The 15865-nt window shown below is 40.4% G+C and carries 12 protein-coding genes; 5 read left to right on the plus strand and 7 right to left on the minus strand.

Annotation, left to right across the window (positions count from 1 at the left end):
• Window positions 1-23 precede the first annotated feature (23 nt).
• Together FRE64_RS15420 and FRE64_RS15425 are read left to right on the plus strand one after the other, a co-directional pair.
• Window positions 24-464: a DUF3119 family protein gene (locus FRE64_RS15420; protein ID WP_146297044.1), complete on the plus strand. Its 441-nt coding sequence runs from the start codon at window positions 24-26 to the stop codon at window positions 462-464.
• Between the two features lie 34 nt (window positions 465-498).
• Window positions 499-1572, plus strand: a complete 1074-nt coding sequence (locus FRE64_RS15425; protein WP_146297045.1) for a DUF3086 domain-containing protein — start codon at window positions 499-501, stop codon at window positions 1570-1572.
• A 302-nt stretch (window positions 1573-1874) separates the two neighbouring features.
• Here the strand turns inward: FRE64_RS15425 and FRE64_RS15430 are convergent, their stop codons facing one another.
• From FRE64_RS15430 to FRE64_RS15445, 4 genes are all read right to left on the minus strand, one after another.
• A complete protein-coding gene (locus FRE64_RS15430) occupies window positions 1875-2873 on the minus strand; it encodes a patatin-like phospholipase family protein (RefSeq protein WP_146297046.1) in 999 nt (332 codons plus the stop codon).
• A 113-nt stretch (window positions 2874-2986) separates the two neighbouring features.
• Window positions 2987-3841, minus strand: a complete 855-nt coding sequence (locus tag FRE64_RS15435; protein WP_146297047.1) for a mechanosensitive ion channel family protein — start codon at window positions 3839-3841, stop codon at window positions 2987-2989.
• Between the two features lie 24 nt (window positions 3842-3865).
• Window positions 3866-4510, minus strand: a complete 645-nt coding sequence (locus FRE64_RS15440; RefSeq protein WP_146297048.1) for a glutathione S-transferase family protein — start codon at window positions 4508-4510, stop codon at window positions 3866-3868.
• Between the two features lie 37 nt (window positions 4511-4547).
• Window positions 4548-5633 (minus strand): hypothetical protein, encoded by a 1086-nt coding sequence (locus FRE64_RS15445; protein WP_146297389.1) that lies wholly within the window; start codon window positions 5631-5633, stop codon window positions 4548-4550.
• 245 nt (window positions 5634-5878) lie between these two features.
• Here FRE64_RS15445 and FRE64_RS15450 point away from each other — a divergent pair, with 245 nt between their 5' ends.
• On the plus strand, window positions 5879-6970 hold the full coding sequence (locus tag FRE64_RS15450; protein WP_146297049.1) for a phosphotransacetylase family protein: 1092 nt from the start codon (window positions 5879-5881) through the stop codon (window positions 6968-6970).
• 5 nt (window positions 6971-6975) lie between these two features.
• A complete protein-coding gene (gene ispG, locus FRE64_RS15455; RefSeq protein ID WP_146297050.1) occupies window positions 6976-8202 on the plus strand; it encodes a (E)-4-hydroxy-3-methylbut-2-enyl-diphosphate synthase in 1227 nt (408 codons plus the stop codon).
• Window positions 8203-8204: 2 nt separating this feature from the next.
• On the opposite strand, the gene FRE64_RS15460 is transcribed toward ispG, so the two are convergent.
• Window positions 8205-9470 (minus strand): late competence development ComFB family protein, encoded by a 1266-nt coding sequence (locus tag FRE64_RS15460; RefSeq protein WP_146297051.1) that lies wholly within the window; start codon window positions 9468-9470, stop codon window positions 8205-8207.
• A gap of 170 nt (window positions 9471-9640) precedes the next feature.
• Here FRE64_RS15460 and FRE64_RS15465 point away from each other — a divergent pair, with 170 nt between their 5' ends.
• Window positions 9641-11257, plus strand: a complete 1617-nt coding sequence (locus FRE64_RS15465) for an MFS transporter (protein ID WP_146297052.1) — start codon at window positions 9641-9643, stop codon at window positions 11255-11257.
• Between the two features lie 178 nt (window positions 11258-11435).
• On the opposite strand, the gene FRE64_RS15470 is transcribed toward FRE64_RS15465, so the two are convergent.
• Window positions 11436-14930, minus strand: coding sequence for a GAF domain-containing protein (locus tag FRE64_RS15470; RefSeq protein ID WP_146297053.1), 3495 nt, complete (start codon window positions 14928-14930; stop codon window positions 11436-11438).
• Between the two features lie 30 nt (window positions 14931-14960).
• Entirely contained in the window at window positions 14961-15821 is an 861-nt protein-coding gene (locus FRE64_RS15475; protein WP_146297054.1) for a chemotaxis protein CheW, read from the minus strand.
• Between the last annotated feature and the right edge of the window lie 44 nt (window positions 15822-15865).

Raw genomic sequence — 15865 nt, forward strand, 5'->3', positions numbered from 1 at the left:
CTCATAATTAAGGTGATTTTCCGATGACACCCACAACATCTTCCAGTTCTTCTCAGGAAGCGACAACTTTAGCCCCAAGTTACCGTTTGCCCATTATAATCTTTATTATTGGGCTAGGCTTGATATTCTTGGGTAATGCACTAGTGTTTGAGAGTCGTATTCTCGCATTGATGGGAATCTTATCAGGAATGGTAATCGCTCTCTTCTCTTTCTTCTTAATTTTGCAAGCAGTGATAATTCGTCTAAAGTTTACAGAAACTGCTTTGGAAGTTTATCGCTCGGAAAAGATGATTCGTCGCTTTCCTTATTCTGATTGGATTAATTGGAAAATCTTTTGGCAATCTGCTCCCATCTTATTCTACTTTAAAGAAGTTAACAGCATTCATTCTATTCCTATATTATATGATCCAAAATCGCTCCGAGATTGTCTAGAAAAGTATTGCCCTCAGCAGTTAGGAAGTTGATCATCTTAGCCAATAACTAATAATTAAAGTATTTATGCCAGAAGATTCCAAGTTTCAAGTGTCAATTGATCAAAGCAAAAGAATTATCCACGAACTTGCCCTACTCAAAGAGGAAGAACAAGGGTCAAAAAAAGAAATAAAAACTGAGTTAGAACAATTAAAGGCTCAAAAAGCTCAGTTAGAAGAAGAGATCCAAGCCTTAGAAGCCGAAAAACAGGAACGACTTAATCGCGAGACGGCAGAAATTAAAGACGTGATCGCGCAAATGGTTCAACAAGGATCACAAGATCTACAGGACAAACGCCAAGAGTTACAGCAAGCAGTTGAGCAGTTAGAACGGCGGCGCGATCGCGCTCAGGAAGAAATGCGAACCACTTTTGCTGGGGTATCTCAAGAGTTAGCGGTACGACTTCAAGGGTTCAAAGACTATCTTGTTGGTAGCTTACAAGACTTAGCAGTGGCTGCCGAACAATTAGATTTACCTAGTCTAGAAGCAACCCCAACCGAATCTAATCCCCCTCCTGCAGAAACTCCTCCTGAAAAGCAAGCAATTTCCCCCCAATTTACGCAACAAGAATGGCAGGAAGAAGCCAACCAAATTCGTACCCTTCTTGACCAGTATCGCACCTTTCCCGACTATTATGGGCCCCCTTGGCAGTTAAGACGGACTTTTGAACCAATACACGCCGATCGCGCTCGGGATTGGTTTTTTAGCCTTGCTGGAAGAGGCGCAATTCCAACTATGGGCAGTCGCTTACAGAATATTCTCGTTGCTTCTTCTATTATTTCCGTTTTGCGAGAACTGTATATTGAGCAATTACGGGTACTAGTGCTAGCTGATTCTCCAGAAAAGCTCGGAGAATGGCGACGAGGGCTACAGGATTGTTTAGGCATTTCTCGGAGTGATTTTGGCCCCACTCGAGGAGTCATTTTATTTGAAAGCCCAGAATCTCTAGTGCAAAGAGCAGATCGCATTATTGAAAATGAAGATTTACCCCTGATTATTATTGATCAAAGTGAAAATGAAGTTGACTTGTCGTTATTACAATTTCCACTCTGGCTAGCGTTTGCTAAAGATTTTCAAGAAACTGATAACTATACCTTTTGATGTTTATACGCCCCGTCTAGCGACTAAATTAAAATTGATGAGTTATCCTGCGTCGTCGTAGGGCGCAAAGGAACGCGCCAGTTGTAGTCCTAGGATTCTGAGCCTTCCTGCTAAAAATATAGTGATTCCAAATAAAAAACAGCAACCTAAAAGTAGTGGGAGCATCTTGCTCCCTAGTAGCAGCCAAGATGGCTGCACTACGGAACTGAATTGGAACGACTATAAGCATCAATTCCTTGGGCTGTTTTCCGTTGCAGAATAAAGCCAAAAACAACAATGAGCTAGTCTAGAAACTCCATAAGCTAGGATAATTTTTCTTTAATTTCTGGTAAGGCTTGTTCGGTACAGCGATACCCTTCTTGGATTAAAGCCTCTGCTTTATGAAAATCAAAGATGCCATATTGTGAGAGACGAGGTTGTAATAAAATATCAGGTTCATGCACTTGTAAGTTAATTTGGGTAACTTGTTGCTCCATAATATTAATGGCACTGCCAATGACATCAAATATGTTTGGGGTTTTCGGTTGATCTTCTTCTTCGGGAAGCCAATTATTTACTTTTTCCGCGAGGGTTTCTTGCATATCGTTGTAACGAGATTTTAGATTATGGAGAAATTCAAGACGAGTGGCTTGAGTGTCTTCATCTGTGCTTACTTCTGATTCTTCTGACGCTTTAATGGCGGATAAAATTTCTTTATTTTGGGCTTTAACTTTTTCTTCTTCTTGATTTTCTGATGGTTGAGGAGGCGGAGAATAAGGGGAATTAAGATTAATAGCAATTACAAGATCACTCCCCATGGCTTGAACAATATCCACAGGAACAGGATTAATCACGCCGCCGTCAACTAAATAACTATCGTCTTTTTGAAAGGGGGTAAATACGCCCGGAATGGAAATACTAGCGCGAATTGCTTCTACCATTGAGCCTGTTTTTAGGACTACTATTTTTTGCGTTAATAAATCTGTAGCGACACAATGAAAGGGAATCTTTGTTTCTTCAAGGTTACAGTCAAGAACATGACTATAAATTAAGTCATAAATTTTATCACCATCGAGTAAACCACGAGTCGGAAATTCCACATCTAAGAGAGAAACAATGGTTTTCCAATCAATTTCTTTAACAAAAGTCTCTAACTCTTTAAGTTGATTAACGGCATAAATCCCGCCGACAAATGCACCAATACTGGTTCCAGCAATGTAATCTACTTTTATTCCAGAGTCTTCTAAAGCTCGAATTGCCCCGATATGCGCCCAACCTCTTGCCCCTCCACTGCCGAGGGCTAAACCAATTTTCTGTGCCATTTTTAATTGTTTTGTCCTTCGTCCTTTTGTTACTTATAAACTAATGACCAATGACTAATAACTTCGTGTGTCCCTCAACAGACTAAGAAACGCTATAGGATAATTATTAAAGATTAATCGGCATCTGTCAATTCAAATTTGCTGGTGAGGTTTGGATATTTTAAGCCCATTTGCTTAAAGGCTTTTTTACTGCGACGGGTTAAGTCAGTTTGATAAATAAATTCATCCCTAGCATCCATGGGATAAGCTCTTAATTTGAAATGAGTTCCCCAAGACTTTTCGGAAACAATAACAACAATAGGTAATTTAAGTTGAGTGTATTTGCTACTGTAGGCGGCTTGGTAAAGAATCTCAATAATGGCTTCTGTATCTTCTTCATGGTGGAAATAAAAGTTGGTGACAACTTGTGCTTCTAATTTGCCACTGTTGCTGTTAGAAATGGCTTCACTAAAAATTTTACTATGAGGAATTGTAATTAAATCATCATCAGGGGTTTTAAGCCGAATTCCCCTTAGCCCAAAGTCCGTTACTTCTCCATAATGCTCGTCAATTTTAACGCGATCGCCCACATGATAGGGGGCTTCAAATAAGGCAACTACTCCAGCAATAATTGAGGTGGTGTAATCTTTGAAAGCAAACCCCAAAGTTAGCGCGATCGTTCCTGTTAACGCTAATAAATTTTGTCCTGATAAGTTAAGAAATAAATTAATTAAATAGCTGATAGTAATAATTAAAACTAAGCCTTTCCAAAAAGGAACAGACTGCTTAATTAACAACCGATAGCGACGGGGAACTTTTTCGGAACTCCAAGTTGTAAGAAATTGAATGGAGACGAGTAATAGATAACTGAGCGCGATCGCGCTAATAGCATATAATATTTTTTCGAGAGTAATTTCTGTAATTAACTCTTCTGATAACTCTTCTCCTTGTTCAGCAAAGAGATAAAAATAACCTGACAATTTAGTCATAAATTATCTCCAAATTATAATTAGTTAAGCAACTGTTTTATAAATATTAATTTCATCATGAGCTCTTTGAAAAGCAGGACGTTCTATTAATTGCATTAAATATTTTTTTATTGGCGTTTCTTCCTTAATCAAACCTAATTTATAAGCCCAATATAAAACACCGCCTGTTACGACATCAACTGTAGTTAATCGATTATCAACTAAATAATCATTATTTTTTAAAGCCCTTTGTAAAGGTTCACAGACTTTCGTGAACCATTGAAAAATTTCCTCTTTAGAAAATTTGGTATGTTCACTATTGGGTAAAACTTGCTCTGGTAAATCAGGGGCTACCTGAAAAATATATCGCTCTACAGGTGGCTCTAAACTGGTTTGAGCATAAAATAACCACTGATAATAATATCCTCGGGAGGGGCTGTTTAAGGAAGGAGCTAATTCTTTTTCAGGATATTGATCTGCTAAGTAACTACAGATAGCCGCCGATTCAAAAATAGTTACATTATCATCAACCAAAACAGGGACTTTATTATGAGGATGGAGGTTTTGATATTCAAATTTATTCGCCATTTCTCCTGAACCCACTCTCACTAATTCGTAAGAAAGTCCCATTTCTTCTAATAGCCAACGTGGGCGAGTGGCTCGTGTTAAAGGAATATAAAATAATTTCATAATCAATCCTTTTTATATTGTAATTACTTCTTCTTTTCTATGATAACTCATATCCAATTAAAAAATTATTCTGCTTTAATTCTTGCTTAATTTTAGGATAATGAATAGGATTAATCATTAACTGCTCTGCTTTTTGTTGAATTAAGTCTTCTTTTAATAAAATTTGTATTTCTGCTTGTATATTATCTTCCTTTTCCCCTAAACTAAGAGCCAGAGAGTAGCGAGTAATTGCCCCATGTAACAAAATTGCTTGTAAAATATACCGATTGGATGCCGATAAAGCAGGTAATTTTGGTAAACTTGGGGTCATTAATTTTAACTGTGCGCTTTCTTGTTCTTCTGAGATGACGAGCTTAATAGAGTTTAACCATATTTGAGTAGCAATTTCACTTTTTCCTTCGGATGAAGAGGCTAATGTTTGCCAAAATAAAGGTAGTTTTTCTTGAATCTCTTTAGTGATGCTTTCATGAACTGGATTTAGCCATGTTTCTAATTCACTTTCTTCTAAGAGAGGAAGTTTCACTATTGTTTCTAAATAAGCGTTAATTTGACAAGCATAATCTAAAAAATGCCATGACCAATCATTACAACCCAGTAACCAGAAATGCTCAGGAGTATTTACAATGTATTCCCGTAACCAAATAATCCCATCCCAACCCCCAATACAACGCAAGAAAAATTGTTCTAAGTTGGGAATTACAATGATTATCTTTTGCTGATGACTGGATGAGACAGCCTTGTCTATAGCGAGTTTTAATTTTTGAGTAATTTGTAATGGCTTATTTCGTAGATCGAGATCAGAAAAAGGATAAACAACAGCTACATTCTTTAATTGATTATCAGGAACACAGCGAGGAATTAAAGTAGAAAGCTCACTAATTGGAGAAGCTAAAATAACTAAGCGATTGGCAAATTTATCTGCTTCCCAATTTTTTAAGCTAGAAAGGATTGCTTCTTGGATAGTTGCTGAATAAGTGGGTGGAGCAGGTAATTTTCTAATAATTTTTTCTAATTTGATCAGAATTTCGGGAGGAAGATCTTCTAAAGTTTCTTCGGTTGCGGTGGCTTCTGCATGGGAAAACCAAGATTGAATGCGATGAAAAAAGGAAATCAGTGATAACATTTTAAATATCATGAGGCTTTTGTTATTAGTCCTTTGTCCTTCGTCGTTTGTAAACCAATAACTAATGACTAATGACCAAGTTTATATCTCAATAGACTAAGAAAAGCTATACAACAAGATTTTCTCAAAATGAGATTAACTCATGGGCAAACCAAGCAAAATCGAGTTCAAAACAGGATTTGTTACAATCACAACCAGAGACTTGGTAAATCGAATAGCCAGAGTTATGGAAAGGAGTTAGAGGTGTGGCAAAGTCTGCCAAATCATTAATTATTGCTTCTCTAGAAGCCTATAGTGGAAAGTCAGCTATGATTATTGGGGTTGCTCACCAACTCCAACAAAAAGGAGTTAACCTCAGTTATAGTAAGCCAGTAGGAAATTATTTTGATCAAGAAAACAATAACCTTGTAGAAAATGATGTGCAGTTTATTGCACAGGCTCTAAACTTATCACCCCAGCAAGTGGGAACCCCCCTAGTTGGTTTATCTTCCCAAAGTATTCAAGCCCTTCTCAAAACGAAACAGGAGCAGAATTATGCACAGGCTCTAAAAGAGTCTGTCGCGCAATTTGATCAAAGTGACTTGCTTTTGGTAGAAGCTCCTCCTACCTATGAAGAAGGAAGTTTATTTCATCTTTCTACTGAGCAAATGGCAACCACCCTTGATGCTCCTATTTTAATGGTAGTCCGCTATCATTCTTTATTAGTGGTGGATCAGATTATTGGCGCTAAGAGAAAACTGGGAAATCAGTTATTGGGCATTGCCATTAATGACGTTCCCCCAGAAATGGAAACTGAGGTCAATGATGAAGTAAAACCATTTCTAGAAGCGCAAGGAATCCCCGTCTTGGGCATTTTACCGCAAAGTTCCTTATTACATAGTGTCAGTGTTCGAGAATTAGCAAAAGAATTAGAAGCAAAAGTTCTTTGTCGGCGCGATCGACTAGACTTGATGGTAGAGAAGCTAACCATCGGTGCAATGAATGTTAACTCCGCCCTGAAATATTTTCGGAAGGGAAAAAATTTAGCAGTAGTTACAGGCGGCGATCGCAGCGATTTACAGTTAGCCGCTCTTGAAACCTCTGCTCACTGTTTAATTTTAACTGGTCATGTTCCCCCGCAAGACTTTGTTTTATCTCGTGCTGAAACTTTAGAGATTCCCATTCTTGCTGTTGAATTTGATACCCTAACCACAGTAGAGATTGTTGAACGCACATTTAAACAGGTTCGGATCCAAGAGCCGATTAAAGTTCAATTCATTCGTGAGTTAATGACGCAACACTTTGATATTGAACGTCTGATTAATAAACTTGAGTTAAACCCTGCCTTAACTAACTAATTGCTATGCAAACCTTATCAAATCCACAACTAACTAGCCCTGAGTCAAATTCTGAGTTAGATACTACCATTCACCGCCGTAAAACTCGCCCTGTGCCTGTCGGTAACGTGACCATTGGCGGTGGGCATCCTGTAGTGGTTCAATCCATGATTAATGAAGATACCCTTGACATTGAAGGCTCTGTTAATGGCATTCGTCGGCTTCATGAAGAGGGGTCGGAAATTGTGCGCGTTACAGTGCCTAGTATGGCTCATGCCAAAGCTCTGGCGCAAATCAAAACCCGTTTGCAAGAAACTTATCAGGATGTCCCCTTAGTAGCTGATGTTCACCACAATGGCATGAAAATTGCCCTGGAAGTTGCCAAGCACGTTGATAAAGTGCGGGTTAACCCAGGGCTTTATGTGTTTGAAAAGCCAAAATCTGATCGCGAAGAATATACCCAAGCTGAATTTGACCAAATTGGGGAAAAAATTCGGGAAACCTTAGAACCTTTAGTGGTTTCCCTGCGCGATCAAGGGAAAGCGATGCGAATTGGGGTCAATCATGGCTCGCTTGCAGAAAGAATGCTTTTCACTTATGGCGATACCCCAGAAGGGATGGTGGAATCGGCACTAGAATTTATTAAGATTTGTGAATCCTTAAACTTCTACAACTTGATTATTTCTCTCAAAGCCTCACGAGTGCCAGTTATGCTTGCCGCTTACCGCCTCATGGTAAAGCGGATGGATGAATTAGGAATGGACTATCCCCTTCACCTTGGTGTAACCGAAGCGGGTGATGGCGAATATGGGCGTATTAAGTCCACTGCTGGTATTGCTACTCTCTTGGCACAAGGCATTGGCGACACCATTCGTGTATCTCTCACGGAAGCCCCAGAAAAAGAAATTCCTGTTTGCTATAGTATTCTGCAATCCTTGGGCTTACGGAAAACCATGGTTGAGTATGTGGCTTGTCCTTCCTGTGGTCGTACTCTCTTTAATTTAGAAGAGGTATTAGAAAAAGTTCGTGCAGCTACCAGTCATCTCAAAGGCTTAGACATTGCCGTTATGGGCTGTATTGTCAATGGACCTGGGGAAATGGCTGATGCTGACTATGGCTATGTGGGTAAGCAAGCGGGCTATATTGCCCTCTATCGCGGACGAGAGGAAATCAAGCGCGTTCCTGAAGAAAGAGGAGTAGAAGAGTTGATTAATCTCATTAAAGAGGATGGACTCTGGGTTGATCCAGAATAGGTTCAATGAGAGTTTTGCTCCTTTGATTGAATGGGGGTTGTATTCCGAAATGGATTCCGTCTAACAGTAGCAATTGCCTGTTGAACTGCCATTTTGATATCCTTTTCATGGGTATCTTTAGCAATTTGGGTTTGATAGGCAATTCCTTCTTCACTTGATGCGTATAAGGGCGGAACTTGATTTAAAGCAAAAGTAATCACATCCAGTTTTCGCACATCCTTGGTAATGCTAGGAGGATAGGCTTTCATCTGGCGATTGGTTTCCTCTGCTACTAATTTTTCCATAACGTTAATTTTAATTCCTTCTTCTTCAGGTTGGGATTGTCTGCCAACGTGTTTACGCCATCCTGAAAGGGGAGTGCTTAGAGTTCGAGGAGAAGAAGACTGAAATTGACTAACTTCTCCTAAAGTTTCATGACTCGTATGGTAGTCAGAGGTTTTGCTATTCAATTGACTTTGATTCCAAGATAAGGGTTCTGTTTGGGCTTTTTGTACTGATTGCCACAAGTCAGGAACTTCTTTAAATGAAATCAATCCTTGGTTCAAGTAGCGGTGGAGGGTACGCATGATACTGAGAACAGGTTTTTCATTTTCAATGGCGAGATCCCGCAGAGTTTTTTCGTCTTTCTCAATTGCAGAAAGGTAGTTGGCTAAAGAATACAGTTTTTTAGCTTGTAATTCTTCTTGATTCACGATAATTCCTAAATTGGGGGAGTATTTAGTAAACCCTGAGATTACCCACTTTTGCCATAATTGAAATGTCTGTTTTTGAGCTTCTTCTGCTGAACAAGTGGCAGTCCGTAAGAGGAGATCCTTCCGACAAGGACTTGCCTCCTGTTTTTTGAACATTTGGACTTGACTGATGTTATTAGATGGTAGTTGAGCAAGACTGTACACAATATCAAAGAGAATTTCTATGATAGTACCTTGAACAATACTTTGAGCTTGATCAGGTGTGATCTGTTTGTCGTGCGTAAAAATAGCAAGAGCAAAATAATCCCAACACTCGTGGGAAGATGATAATAATTCTTTTGTGGTCATTCCTTGAGGAATTGCAATTTCACAACCACAGATTTCTAGTTGTCGAAGCCAACGTCGCACCGGGTGAATTCCGCCCTTTGCCCAAATAATTGAGCCACTGTTGAAATAAATTCCCCAATAGGCAGTATTATCAATTTTAATGTTTAACCGTCCTGTAAATTGAGTTTGGGCATACTTATTCAGTTTTAGAAATAAATGGCGGTAGTTTAGGGATTGATTCTCACTCATTATTTAGGATTTAGGAGGATAGCTAATTATGCAAAAATAACTACGTACAATTCAAGAGTAACTAATTATTAGTGATTAATCTTGATACTACTGATCTCTAATTTTAGTATAACCTGTGATTAAAATCAAATTCACAGTCAAGTTGTATAGATGATATTACTTAACTTACTATGGCTTCTTCTACCCAGAAATTAAAAACAATTACGAAACTAGCTTATGGGGCTGGGGATTTAGGACCAGCCATGACTGCCAATATTTTGGTTTTTTTCCTGATGTTCTTTTTTACACAAGTAGCAGGATTACCACCGGGGTTGGCAGGAAGTATTTTAATGATTGGTCGTATTAGTGATGCGATTAATGATCCCATTATTGGGGTGCTCAGCGATCGCGCTAATACTCGTTGGGGAAGGCGACTTCCTTGGATGTTTTTCGGTGCAATTCCTTTTGCCCTCATTTTTATTTTATTATGGCTTGTTCCTGAATTTTCTGAGAATGAAACGCTTAATAATTGGTTACTATTTAGCTATTATGTTGTGATTGCAATTTTATTCCATATTGCTTACACCGTTGTTAATTTACCTTATATTGCCCTCACTCCAGAACTAACCCAAGATTATGATGAACGAACTGGATTAAATAGTTTTCGGTTTGCCTTTTCTCTCGGGGCAAGTATTTTATCTTTAGTTTTAGCAGGGGTTGCAGAAGCCACTTATGCTGATGATCCCAGACGACAATATGTCATGTTAGGAAGCGCGATCGCGCTGTTATCAGTATTTGCCCTGTTATGGTGTAGTTTAAGTTTACAAGAACGAGAAAAACGCCCCCTTGCTTCCCCGTCTCGTAAAAAACAGTTAACATTTTTCTTTATTTTTCTAACTGTTATCTTTCTCATTTCTAGTGTGACGGAATTATTGATTGTTGATAATCTTCTTTGGGGAATAACTAGCTCTTTGCTAACCATTATTACTGCTATGATTGCCATTAGCTTGTGGTTTCATCGCACCCATTTACCGTTTGCTGTTTCTGATGTTCCTTTACCGAAAACCCAAAGTGATGAAAGGTCATTTAAAGAGAAACTAAAAATTGTCTGGAATAATCGTCCGTTCTTATATATCGTTGGCATTTACTTATTTTCTTGGTTAGCAGTACAGTTAACGGCTTCCATTCTTCCCTACTTTGTTGTTAGCTGGATGGGGTTGTCAGAGCAAGATTTTATTCAAGCAGCTTTAGCCGTCCAAGGTACTGCCCTAGTGATGTTATTTTTCTGGGTTCAAGTGAGCAAACGGTTTGAGAAAAAAGTGGTTTATACCATGGGAGTTTTGCTTTGGATGATTGCTCAAATTGGGTTAATTTTATTACAACCCGGTCAAGTGATGCTCATGTATGGATTAGCTGTATTAGCGGGAACAGGGGTTTCTGTTGCTTACCTAATTCCCTGGTCAATGCTTCCGGATGTGATTGAATTAGATGAATTGAGAACCGGGGAGAGACGAGAGGGAATTTTCAGTGCCTTTATGGTGTTCTTGCAAAAAATGGGGTTAGGACTGGGTTTATTTCTTGTAGGTCAGGCGTTAGAACTGGCTGGTTTTGTTGAGACTGTTCCTGGAGAACCACCACCCGATCAACCCGAAACAGCCCTATTAGCAATTCGAGCCACAATTGGAGTTTTACCCATGTTAAATCTTTTAGCAGGACTGGTTTTAGCCTATTTTTATCCTCTCACTCGAGATGTGCATAAACAAATTTGTCTCGATTTAGCTGAGAAACAAAATCAGGAAAAAGAATGAACCTCTCCCACTAAGTAGGGCTGTTTCATTCTCGGGGTTAAAAAGTTATTAGTCATTGGTCATTAGTCATTTGTTAACAAAGGTGTTCCTGAACCCCATCTCCCTATTTCCCCACCTGAGGGGGATTTCAGAAGAATGAAAAGACCCTGCACCCCCTAAGGGGTGAGGAGAAAGTGAATTAAATGGTGAATTTATCCACGGTGTTTTCTAGTTGTTGAGCGGTTTCTAGGGCTTCTTGGAAGGAAGCTGAAAGGGCAGTGGATTGTTCGGAAGTGGCATTGGCGATCGCTGCGACTTCTTTCATGGTTTCCGTCACGGACTGAGATTGTTTAAGTTGTCCTTGACTGGCTTCGGTAATCCCTGCAACCAGTTGGCTAATTTCCGAGGTAGCTGCCGCGATCGCGTTTAACTCTTCTTTAGCTTCTTGCACTAAGTTGGTTCCCGCACTTACTTGGGCAATGGCGCGTTCAGTGACTTTAATCGCTTCACTGGTTTGATTGCGAATTTCTGCAACTAAGTCTTCAATTTCTTTGGTTGCATCTGCCGATTGTCGGGCAAGGGAACGCACTTCATCAGCAACCACAGCAAAGCCTCGTCCATATTCCCCAGCACGAGTCGCCTCAATAGAGGCATTGAGAGAGAGTAACTGAGTCTGTTTTGAGAAGTCACTAATGAGGTTAACCACGCGGGAAATTTTCTGAGAAGATTCTCCCAGTTGTCGGATATTGCGACTGGTTTCAGACACCGCATCCCGAATGCCTTGAATCCCATCAACAGTACGGTTCATCGCCGCATCCCCAGAAGAAACGGTTTTATTGGATTTTTGCACCGCTTCGTTAATAGCCTGAGCATTATTGGCAACATCTTGAGTAGCGTGACTCATTGACTCCACTTGGTTTAAAGCGCCTCCTAAGGCTTGGGATTGTTGGTTTGCCTTCTCAGAGAGTTGTTTAATCGCGCGATCGCTGTCAGTAGAAGTTTGAGAGACTTTTTCTACAGCTTTCTGCACTTGCACCACAATTTGTCGCAGTCCTTTCAGAGTATTATTATAAGCATCCGCGATCGTTCCCAATTCATCATCGGTTACAGGCGCACGGACGGTTAAATCCCCATCTAAAGCAGGACGGACTGCCGTTAATAGTTCAATCGCTCGTTGTTGTAGGAGTTCTTTCGCCTTTCTTTCCCGTTCGGCAGCTTGGGCTAACTGTTCCGACTGTTCCCGAATTTGCTCTAAAAACTCGGCTTGTTTCAAAGCAATCCCTAACTGGACTCCAATTTGCCGTAATAGCTTGACCTCCTGTTCTTGCCATTGTCGAGAACCACTATTCTGATAAACCCCTAAAATTCCCCACAGTTTTTGGTCTTCAAAGACAGGAACAAGAATATAAGCGCGACATTGGAAGGCCTCTAGCAATTCCAAGTGGCAAGAATCAAACCCCTCTTTGTAAATATCGGGAACAACATGGTTTTCCCCACGGGCATAACGACCGCCTTTATTTTCTTGTAGGTAGGTATCTTTCACCGTCGCTTCATCAGTTCCCACTAGCGCTTTCCAACCTGTAGCCACTGACTCAGCAACAAATTCACCACTCCAGTCTTCTTTAAATTGATAAATCCCCACGCGATCCGCTTTTAATAAGGCTCGCACTTCTTGAGTCGTCGTATTAAAAATGTCATCCACTTGTTGAGAACGACGGATTTTATCCACCACCTTAGACACGGCTTGTTCTCGTTCCGCAGCTTCGGCGAGTTCATTCGATTGATTCTGAATTTGCTCTAGATATTGAGCTTGTTTAAGGGCGACTCCAAATTGGGTGCCCACTTGTCGTGTGAGTTGAACTTCACTATCAAGCCACTGGCGAGGGCCACTATTTTGATAAACGCCTAGAATGCCCCAAAGCACATCATCTTGAAAAACGGGAACGAGAATATAAGCGCGACATTGGAAGGTTTCTAATAATTCCACGTGACACTCATCAAAGCCTTCTTGGTAAATATCGGGAACTACATGATTTTGCCCAAGGGCATAACGTCCTCCTTCATTTTCCTTAAGATAAGTATCTTTAACTTGTGCGTCCTCGGTTCCCACTAAGTCTTTCCAACCTGTAGCCACTGACTCAGCAACAAATTCCCCACTCCAGTCTTCATAAAACTTATACAGGGCAACGCGATCGGCATTAAGAACGCTTCGCACTTCTTTAGTGGTGTTATCAAAGACGGCGTTAACTTCGGGAGTGCGACGAATCCGATCAACCACTTTAGAGACGGTTTTTTCCCGTTCTACCCCTTGGGCGAGTTGATCATTTTTCTCTTGCAGTTCCTCGACAAATTCGGCTTGATTCAGAGCTACACCGAGGGGATCAGCTACTTCCACCATTAAGTCTTTTTCCCCTTCCGTCCATTGTCGGGGGCCACTATTTTGATAGGCGGCAAGGAGTCCCCAAAACTTATTGCCTTGAAAGATGGGAACATTAATATAGGCGCGACATTGATACTTTTCTAGTTGGTCGAGGTAGCAACGAGAAAAGCCCATTTCGTAAATGTCATTAACGACGCTATATTTTTTCCCTTTGGCGTAACCACCCCCTTTAGTATCTTGGAGATAGGTATCTTCGCTGTCACGGGTGCGTTTATTGCCGCTTAACATTCGGAAGCTACAATCATTTTTAAGATCTCCAGCCGGATCATTCCCCTCAGGGTTAACCACGGGAGTCCAACCTGTGGTAACGGCTTCAGCGACAAAACCACCACTCCAGTCGTCGTTAAAGCGATAAATTGCCACGCGATCGCAGTTTAGGGCGCGTCGAATTTCTTGGGTCGCCACATCAAAAATACTTTCTAAATCCTGAGATTGGCGAATCCGAGAAATGAGGGTAACTTTGGTTTGCTGGCGATTTTTTTCTTGTTTAACTTGTTCTTGATAGTCAAAGCTAGCAATTTTGAGAGCCAATTCGGTGCTAACCTGGTAAAGCAAGTTTACTAAATCTTCTGACCAGGGTTGACCTGCTTGGGTGCGGTGAACTACTAATAACCCCCATGGCTTGCCATCGATGCGGATGATAAAGGCGAGACTGCTTTTAACTTGATATTTCTCTAAAAGTTGTTGTTGATAGGGGGTAGTGCTATTTGGGTCACTGATAGCTACAATTCCAGATTCAGTGTATTCAGTGGCTTTATCTTGTCCAAATAGAGTTGCTGGAAGGGTTTCTCCTTTAGCAGGAGTCCAACCGCGCTCAACAACTTCGGCGATGACTTTCCCCTGTTCTTCCCCTTCAAAGCGATAAACCAGGCTACGTTGAGAGCCACTTAATTTCATCACCTCTTGACAGACTAAGTTAAGGAGACTGTCTAAAGATTTGCTATTTTGAATTTCATTGGCAAGGTTTAATAATTCTTCCCGTTGTGCTGGGGCATAGCTTTGATGTCCATTTCCCTCACCATTGTTACTATTGGGCTCTTCTAGCCATTGTTCAAAGTTGTGACTAAATTTTTCAATTTCTTGTATTTTATTTAGAACCTCAGTGCGTTTTAATCCTCTCACCCTAGAGAGTTCTTGCTTTAGCCCTTGTAGGGTTTGCTGAAAAGTTTTTAGTTCAGGATGAGATGATTCAGAATTCGAGAACTCGGAGGACTGCTGTTCTGGAGTTGGGGAGGAAGTTTCTTTTGTGTACATGGTTAATGATTAGATAGTAAATTGCTTACCTTATGAGGAAAATGCTTTGACAAGAGATTGTGCGTCTAAGATAATGCTACTGGCTTGGGTTAAATAGCCTTGAACATAAGACAATATGTGATCAGGAAATAACCCTTCTGGGGGTTGCAGTTTTTGCCAGTTGTGCTCTTCAATGGTTTCTACTTGGCGCACCGCAATGCCAATTTCTTGGTTTTCTACTTGCAGAACAATAATGTTGATATTGGTTGCGATGTTTTCAATCTCCCAGAGAGGTGAGAACCCTAACATATAGTTTAAATCAACAAGCCATAACATTTCACCCCGCCAATTATGAATCCCTAAGACACTTGCCGGGGTATCTGGAACCGCTAAAATTTTCTCACCTGAGACACTTAATACTTCTTTAACCGTATTAACGGGTAATAAAGCTGTGTCCTCTAACCCTAAGTGAAACCGCAAAAACCTCTGTCCTTGCTTACCTTTAGGGTCTGTTTCTTGATCAGAATCAGAAAATAAAGAGGGAGTAATTTTAACAGAATCTAGCCACCCCTTAAGCTGCCCTTCTGGCTTTATGTTATCCCTGACTTGTATCACTTGTAGCCAGCTTGGTATGTCTTCTCCCTTCTGTCGTCCAGAAACTCGAATTTTTTCTACTTGGGTTGGATCGAGTTTAGAAGCAATTTGCTTGAACAAGTTCAGCATTGATTGCTGATCTGGGGAGTTTTCCTGACCTTCTAGCAATACCAATAGATGTTGTTGCTTTTTGGTGACTCGTGCCTCAACCCCCTGAGGCTGAAGTTTATAGTTTAAAAATGTGGCAATTAAGTCTGGTTCCCCCTGTTTAGCAAGAGCAATGGCATCTCGTTGACTAATAGATTTCGACTGAGGCATGGAGTTGAGTCAATTTTCCGTTTAGGGCTTTATTAACCAATTTA

The sequence above is a fragment of the Euhalothece natronophila Z-M001 genome (assembly GCF_007904085.1).
In the GTDB taxonomy this organism is placed as follows: domain Bacteria; phylum Cyanobacteriota; class Cyanobacteriia; order Cyanobacteriales; family Rubidibacteraceae; genus Halothece; species Halothece natronophila.